Origin of the sequence: Candidatus Electronema sp. TJ, assembly GCF_048287355.1 — a bacterium.
Classification (GTDB): Bacteria; Desulfobacterota; Desulfobulbia; order Desulfobulbales; family Desulfobulbaceae; genus Electronema.
Genome location: NZ_JBLWEP010000112.1, coordinates 1 through 7,758 on the forward strand (window position 1 = coordinate 1; position 7,758 = coordinate 7,758).

Annotated in this window: 6 protein-coding genes; 3 read left to right on the top strand and 3 right to left on the bottom strand. The window is 58.8% G+C overall.

Annotation, left to right across the window (positions count from 1 at the left end):
* Positions 1–755, top strand: a 755-nt coding sequence (locus ACNKID_RS08760) for a hypothetical protein (protein WP_417913055.1), incomplete at its 5' end; no start/stop codon positions are given.
* On the opposite strand, the gene ACNKID_RS08765 is transcribed toward ACNKID_RS08760, so the two are convergent.
* A complete protein-coding gene (locus ACNKID_RS08765; protein WP_417913056.1) occupies positions 734–2,503 on the bottom strand; it encodes a chemotaxis protein CheB in 1,770 nt (589 codons plus the stop codon). The genes ACNKID_RS08760 and ACNKID_RS08765 overlap by 22 nt on opposite strands.
* Positions 2,504–2,878: 375 nt before the next feature.
* On the opposite strand from ACNKID_RS08765, the gene ACNKID_RS08770 reads away from it, so the two are divergent.
* Positions 2,879–3,808 carry a phosphate/phosphite/phosphonate ABC transporter substrate-binding protein gene (locus ACNKID_RS08770; RefSeq protein ID WP_417913057.1) on the top strand — a complete coding sequence of 310 codons (930 nt, stop codon included), beginning with the start codon at positions 2,879–2,881 and terminating at the stop codon, positions 3,806–3,808.
* A gap of 26 nt (positions 3,809–3,834) precedes the next feature.
* Here the strand turns inward: ACNKID_RS08770 and rfaE2 are convergent, their stop codons facing one another.
* Positions 3,835–5,100: a D-glycero-beta-D-manno-heptose 1-phosphate adenylyltransferase gene (gene rfaE2 / locus ACNKID_RS08775; protein ID WP_417913058.1), complete on the bottom strand. Its 1,266-nt coding sequence runs from the start codon at positions 5,098–5,100 to the stop codon at positions 3,835–3,837.
* A gap of 95 nt (positions 5,101–5,195) precedes the next feature.
* A complete protein-coding gene (locus tag ACNKID_RS08780) occupies positions 5,196–6,467 on the bottom strand; it encodes a cytochrome ubiquinol oxidase subunit I (RefSeq protein WP_417913059.1) in 1,272 nt (423 codons plus the stop codon).
* A gap of 275 nt (positions 6,468–6,742) precedes the next feature.
* Here ACNKID_RS08780 and ACNKID_RS08785 point away from each other — a divergent pair.
* On the top strand, positions 6,743–7,758 hold a 1,016-nt coding region (locus ACNKID_RS08785), incomplete at its 3' end, for an RsmB/NOP family class I SAM-dependent RNA methyltransferase (protein WP_417913060.1).

The following is a 7,758-nucleotide window of genomic DNA, read 5'->3' on the forward strand; positions in this document are numbered from 1 at the left end:
CCCCAGCCCTGTTTATAGGTTGTGATTGCCTGTTGCCGTTTCATTCCCTCGTTCCCTCCTGTCTCTGTTTCGGTTCCGGGACTGCGGGCTGCCAGCCCTGCGCCCCCTGCCTGCGGTTCCCTGCGGAAACCTGGTTCAGCCGCGTTCCACGCTTCCTGCTCATGTTGTTCTCATGCCCTCCTGTTTTGAAAAGTGGTGCTGCATTCCGTTCTCTTGTTTATATTGGCATCTTCCAAATTCCGCAAGCCTGGTGTGCAGGGGCGGGTGTTTTTCGTCTTCAATCGGAGCGTGCAGGGGCGAAAAAGATTGCCCCGTGCCGGGTTGCGTCTCGCATCGCATCTGCCGAGCCAGCTTTCATCCCCTTGACACCTGGCCGCAACCTTCTGCTGCTTCGTATCAACCTTCTGCAAGTCGGCAGCAACCCTTTGCTGCCAGCTTTCATCCCTTTGACACCTGGCCGCAACCTTCTCCTGCTTCGCATCAACCTTCTGCAAGTCGGCAACAACCCTTTGCTGCCCGCTTTCATCCCTTTGACACCTGGCCGCAACCTTCTGCTGCTTCGCATCAACCTTCTGCAAGTCGGCAACAACCCTTTGCTGCCAGCTTTCATCCCTTTGACACTCAGCCGCAGCCTTTTTTCTGCTTCGCATCAGCCTTCTGCAAGTAGGCAGCAGATGTCCGTGGCCGCTTGCAGGCGAAAGATTTTTCGCCCCTGCGGTGTTCCGGGGCCGCGTCAGGCCGCCAGAATTCCATGAATGGTGTCCGGTATTTCCGCGTCCGGCAAAACCGCCGCCTCGCGGCAGTGCGCCGAGACCGACCAAGGCATGTCGCGGTAGAGGCAGCCCGCCGGATCCTGCACAATGCCCGCGCCGCCGACGCGGAGTATCTCGGCCATGCCTTCAGTGCCGTCCTCGCCCACGCCGGAAAGAATCACCGCCACCGAGTCATCCTTCATAATCTCGGCCACTGAGAAAAACATCATGTTGATCGAGCCGCGCTGGGTGGCGAAAGGCGCTGCGGAGATATGCAAGGCCAGGCCGTCCTCGCGCTCATGCACGGTCATGTACTCCTCGCCGGAGGCGAAGTAGCAGCAGCCCGGCTCCAGCGGGTCGTTGTTAATCGCCCGCTTGATCCTGAGCGGTGAAAAGCGGCCCAAGTATTCGACAAACGCGTCCAAATGCTTGGACGGCGCGTAGAACATGACCAAATAGGCGGCGGGGTGCTCGGCGGAAAGATGGGGCAGGAGTTTGAGCAGCGCGCCATAGCCGCCCTCTGCCGCGCCGACAGCCACAATCTTCTCGCAGCGGGTGCCGGGAGGAAACTTGGCCTGTTTGTCCTTGCTCACGGCCCGGACATAGCGCACCGCATCCAGCTCCACTTCGGCGGCCAAATGCACTTTGCGGGCGATGTCCCTGGTCTGCTCGTTGAGATCAACTTCAGCGTTGCGCGAAGGCTTGGAGACAAAATCGACCGCGCCGTATTTGAGCGCGTCGAAGGTCACCACCGCGCCGTCCTGGGTCATGGAGCTGAGCATCACGGTGGGTGTCGGGGCTTGAATCATCAGATGCTTGATGGTCTTCAGTCCGTCCATGACCGGCATTTCCACGTCCAGCGTCACCACGTCCGGCTTGAGCTGCGGAATGAGCTGCAGGGCCTCCTCGCCGTTCTCGGCCTCGCCCACCACCTGGACAAAAGGATCGTCCTTGAAGATGCCCGCGATCACCTTGCGCATCATCTTGGAGTCATCAACAATGAACAGGCTGATCTTCTGCGTTCCAGTGCCGTTCATAGGCTGCCCCATCCCGCCTTTCCGTGCGGCTTCCCGTTTCAGCCTTGAGGTCACGCGGATGGTGTCCAGCTCCTGCTGGCTGATGGCTCGCTCCCCGGCGTGCGTTTCAGACTCGATAATGAATCCCAGCGGCGGCCAGTCAAAAATTTCCAACGCCGCTTCGGAACCCCTTTTTTTCTCGCAGACCGCGTTGATCAGCTGGCCCTTCGCAAAGTCGAGCAGGCCGTGCCTCTTGGCTCCGAAGCGGACAGAGATGCGCGAGGTGCGCCGCGCCGCCTCGAAAAAGGCGGCGATTTTCGCTGCCGATATTCCGGGCTGATAGTCGTTCTCGTCCAGCCGCTGCAGGCTTTCCAGTATCGCGCAGCCGATGACCTCCAGATTGGAAGGCTTGGCAAGATAGAGATAAACAGAATCCTTGCAAGGATAATTCTCGACCAGCTTGTGCGAAGGATGCTCGCCTTTGGTCATGACAATGCACTGAACATGACGATAGGAGGTGGAGACCAAAGAAAGCACCTCCACTGCGTCGAGACTGTCAGCATGGAGGTTGACCACCAGCACCGCGATTTTCTCCTGCCTGAGCTTGTACAGCTCCTCGCCGGGACTGGTGGCGGTCAGCACGTCATACTGGCGGAAGGCGGACAGAACTTCACAGAGATCGTTGACAAAAAGCAGGTCGTCGTCAACGATGAGGATTTTCGAGATATCAGACATAAATGACCGCTCGTCTGATGGTTATGGAAATTCAACAAAATGCATAGGTTTCCTCGCGTCTGCCGGAAAATGTCCGCACCGGAGTCAAAAGCCGCTCCGCCATTACCAAGGATAGCATATCTGCCACTGAAATCAAATTGTTTCTTCGGCTCATGACATAGCCTCCGCGCCGCAGGGAGGAGAAAGACAAGATGGCGCGGCAGCGGAAAAACGGTCTTGACTTCGCTGTTCAATGTGCGACAATTCTATTGATACCATCTGCTTGCGAGACACATTCTACAGGTTTGACAGCAGAGGGGAGGGGATAATTATATGTCACAGCGTTGTTCTTTTCAAGGAATGATTGCGGATTGCTCCGCTGCGGAGGACAGAAAGATGAGAAAAGGAATTTTGGCGGCAGCCGCCGCTCTGCTGCTGGCATTTGCCGCCCTTGCTCAGGCGGCGGCGGAAGGGGATGTCAAAATTGGCTTCCTTGTTTGGAACGGGCCGTTCAAAGGAATGCAGCAATGGCAGGCCACTGGCGAGCATCTTGCCGAGAAGCTTGGGCGGCCTGTGACAGTGCTGCCTTTGGAATTCAAAGACGTGCTGCCAGCTGTGGAAGCAGGCAGGATTGATTTTTTCACCGCTGATCCGTCGATGTTTGCAACAGCCAAGGCGCAGCACGGCGCGGAAGCGGTGCTGACAATGAAAAATCCTGTCATCGGCACCGAGCTGATCGGCGCGGCCATTTTCACATCGGCGAAGAACAATGCCGTCAACGGGCTGACCGACCTGCGCGGAAAAAAGTTCGGGGCACTCAGGCGCTGGTCCTTTGCCGGCTGGCAGATGGCGGAACTGGAATTCCAAGACGCAGGCCTTGACGCGTACGGCTTCATCTCCACACTTCGTTTTTTTGAAACCCCGCAGGCGGTGATCAAGGCGGTGCTGAGCGGACAGACGGAGGCTGGGATTGTGCCCACCGGCCTTTTGGAGATGGCGGCGGAATCCGGGGAACTGTCTCTGGAGGATGTTAAAATTTTGGAGAAAAAACATCATAAAGATTTTCCCTATGTCTGCTCAACTGTCCTCTATCCGGGTTTTGTTCTGGCAAAGACAGCCGGGGTTGACCCGCAGCTCGCTGGACAGGTGGCCGCCATTCTTAAAAAGCTGAAAGCGGACGATAAAGCCCTTGCAACTGCGGGCGTGACGGCGTGGATTGATCCTCTCGATTACACAGTGATCGAAAAGATGCAAAGCAGGCTGCGAGGCTATGCAGGAGAGACGGAGCCGCAGAACAGCAGACAGGAGTATGCCCGCAACAACTAAGAAAGGGCGCAGACCTTCCCTGTTGGTCATTTTTCCTTTAACTGAATAATCTTCTCAATAATCCCGCTGCTGGACTGCTGGTGCCGGAAGGCGATCCGCCGCACCGCGCCGCCAGCGGCCTTCACTTCCGCCGCACCGACGATCTGCTCTTCCGGCCAGTCCGCGCCTTTGACCAAGACATCCGGCAGCAAGGCGGCAATAAGCTGCTGCGGGGTGTCTTCAGCAAAAATAATGACGAAATCCACACAGCCGAGCGCGGCCAAAACTCTGGCCCGGTCATTCTCGCTGTTCACCGGGCGGGAAGGCCCTTTCAGCCGCCGCACTGAACTGTCCGCGTTCAAGCCGACAACAAGGCAGTCGCCGCAGACGCGGGCCTGCTCCAGATAGTCCACATGCCCGGCATGGAGCAGGTCAAAGCAGCCATTGGTGAAGACCACCTTGCTGCCTTGCCGCCGAATCAGAGCCAGCCGTTCTTGCAGTGTTTCCAGCGCGACGATCTTGTTTGCATCCCAGCCTGGCCAAGGCCGCTCGCCAGCAGTGCAGAAGCGGGAACGCAGCCGCTCCAGTTCCTCTTCCGGCAACGGGGCTTGGATGCAGCCCGCGTCCTCACCTGCTTCGGCCAGTATCTGGCCGTCTGGGGCAATGATCAGCGAATGCGCGGCCAATCTGCCTTCACCAACCGCGCCGCAGCCGTTGCAGGCAACGACAAACGCCTGATTCTCCACCGCCCGCGCTTGGGCCAGCAGCAGCCACTGCCCCAGCCGGGCTGAAGGCCACTGCGCCGACACGACGATCAGTCTGCTGCCTGCAAAGACTTGACGGCGGCTGATTTCAGGAAAACGAAGGTCGTAGCAGACCAATGCGCCCAGCGGCCCAAAGGGTGTGGCGATGGGCGACGGCTCCTGTCCTGCCTGCAACCAGTCTTCTTCCTGCCAGAAATGGAACAGATGGTGCTTTTGATACTTGCCTGCCACGCCGTCTGGCCCGACAAGAAAAAGGGTGTTGCAGGGTTTGCCGCCGGGCTGTGGCTCCAGCAGCGAACCGGCAATCCAGAGCCTGCGCTCTGCCGCTGTTTGTTGCAGTTCGGCAAGAATCGCCGGAGTCTCTTCAGCCAGCGCGGCGGCCTTGGGATAATCAAAGCCGCTGGCCCAGACTTCCGGCAGAACGACAAGAGTGTTTTCCGGGAACTGCTGCGCTGCCAGCTGCTCGCGGAACTGACGGAGATTGGCCTGCGTGTCGCCTGTCTGGATTTCTAATTGCAGGCAAGCGGCGTGAAGGAAAAGGCGGGTCATGGAAAATTGAATGGCTTGTTGTTGTGCAGACAGCAAAAATCCCTGACCAGCGCAAGGCCGGTCAGGGATTTGCTTCGCAGCGAGCTGCGTTGTGTTTACTGCTTCAGCAGATGGTCAGCCAAAGCCTCCAGCTCCTGCTCTGTGCCGGGGAAAGGCGGCATGCTGTTGGCTGCCGCGCCTTGCGGCTTGCGGACGAAATCCATCAGCTTGGTTTTGTCGTACTTCTGCGCCAAACCGGTCAGGGCAGGTGCGCCAGCGCCGCCGGCATGGCAGTTCATGCAGCCCATGTTTTTGATGACCTGCTCGCCGCTCACCGGTGCGCTGATCTCTGGTTTGGCTGGCGCAGGCGGCGCGGCGATGTTGCCGGGCACGAACTTCTGGTTCATGTACATCGTGTTCCAGACCAAATACGGCTTTCTTGCCCGCTCGCGGGTGAATGCGCCCATGAAGAAGGCGAGGAACATGGCCCCAGCGGCGACTGCCAGCATTTTACGCCCTTTCTCATGTCCTTGAACCCAGTACAGCGCGGCAAAGATCATCGCCAGCACGCCCAGCGTGATCATGGTGTAGAAGAAAGGCGTGGCCATGCCGTTGGTGATTTGCTGCCACGGATTTGGCTCAGGCAGCGACGAGGTGGCGGATCTCACCTTAAACACGAAGCTGAGGCCGGACAGCGGCTGAAGGAAGAGCAATGCCGCGCCGATTTTGGCCGTGAACAGATTCATCTTGTTGAAATACGCCTGCTCCGCGCCTTGGGTTTTGGAGGATTTCCAGAACGTCCAGAGGAAGAGGATCAGGGCGGAGTTGATCAGGGTCGGCAGGAGGATGTGGAGGGTTGACTCCACCAAGATGGGATTGAAAAATGCGTCCCAGCGGCTGCCGGTCTCCATCCATTTGCCAGGCACCAGCATGAAGGCCCAGATGCCGTTGATCAGAAAGCCAGCCATCAGGGCGAAGAAGCCGGTGGTGACACCGATGCAAATATGCGTTCCGCGTGAGAGTGACCCCCATGTGTTGTGATAGATGACCGCGAAGATCATCAGCAGAAGGAAGACCGCGCCTTCGGCCAAGAAGGGCCAGAACTGGGTCGAATACAGGAATGCGCCGAACTGGCTCCAGAGGCCGATGGTCAGCACAACAATGGCCACGCCGAGCACGCCGTTGATCTTCATCATGTCCGAAAGGAAGCCGGACACGCTCTTGGCCAGACGGATGTAGTCCTCATCCTTCTTTTTGGTTCCCCACCATTCCGCAGCCACTGCCAGCACGGATCCGCCGACCGCAAAGAAGGCGAAAAAGACGTGGATAAGAATGACCGCCGCCATGATGATGCTGTTCCCGATCACAGGAAATTGAACGCCGTCCACTTTGTTCTCCTTTTTTTCAAGCCCGACTGCCGGGACTCGCCGGTGCTCAGGCTCCTGCTTGTTCAGCAGATTGGTTGGTGAAACTTCTGTCCTTTCTGAAAGAGCTACAAGATGACTGCCAAAAAGTCAACTTGTTTTTTCCCTGTCAAGCTGAACTGTTGTGTCGCATTGTCCGCCTGCCGCCATATTTTCAGTGTATCACAACGGCCAAGGGAAGTGTAAGATAAATTCTCAACAAGCTGCATGGGAAAAATTGTTCACAGGCAAGATGGGGAATGACGAAACAGAGCGGAACACGCACAGCCCGCAGTCAGGCTGCCGCCTGCCTTGCGGCATGGACAGGCACAGGAAAGCCAGTTCAGGGCTTCATTGACACCCTGATTCATGACTCCGGCCTCAGCCAGGAGGACCGCCAGCTCGCGGTGATGCTGGTCATGGGAACGCTGCGGCGGCAGGGCAGCTTAGACTGGCTGCTCTGCCGCTTCAGCTCGACCAGTCTGCACAAGATGAAGCCGCTGACTTTGGCCGCCCTGCGGATTGGCGCCTTGCAGCTCTGCGTGCTGGAGCGCGTCCCGGATGCGGCGGCAGTCAACGAGACAGTGGCCGCCTTGAAGCTGCTGCGCCAGCCGCCTTGGCTGCTTGGCTTTGTCAACGGCATCTTGCGGAACATCGCCCGGCAGAAGGACAGCCTGCCCCGGTTTGCAGACCTTGCTCCTGAGCTGGATCATCCGGCCTGGCTGGCAGAACGCTGGCGGCGCAACTTAGGAGAGGAAAGGGCGCGGGACATCTGCCGGATCAACGGCACGGAGCCGCAGCTCTGCCTGAACAGTCTGCGCATGGACCGGCAGGAATTAGCCAGCCTGCTGGCGGCGCAAGGCATCCGCAGCATTCCGGGCGCATACGGGCCGCAAAGCCTGCTTCTGCCTGACTGGCGCGGCTCGGTCACTGCGCTGCCCGGCTTTGCGGAAGGGCTGTTTCAGGTGCAGGATCAGGCCGCACAGCTCGCCTGCGCGCTGCTTGGCCCGTTCAAAGCGGGAGGGCGGTATCTTGACGGCTGCGCAGGCTTGGGCGGCAAGACCTGCGCCCTGGCCGCATTGCTGCCTGAAGGCTCGGCATTGACTGCGGTGGAGCCGGATGAGCGCCGCCTCCGCCTGCTGGGTGAGAACCTGCAACAGCAGCAGGCGCGGGCCAGCGTTTTCTCCGGTGATTTGCAGGCCTTCGCAGCGACTGCTCCCCAGCCTTTTGACGGCGTGCTGATCGACGCGCCCTGCTCCGGGACAGGAGTCATCCG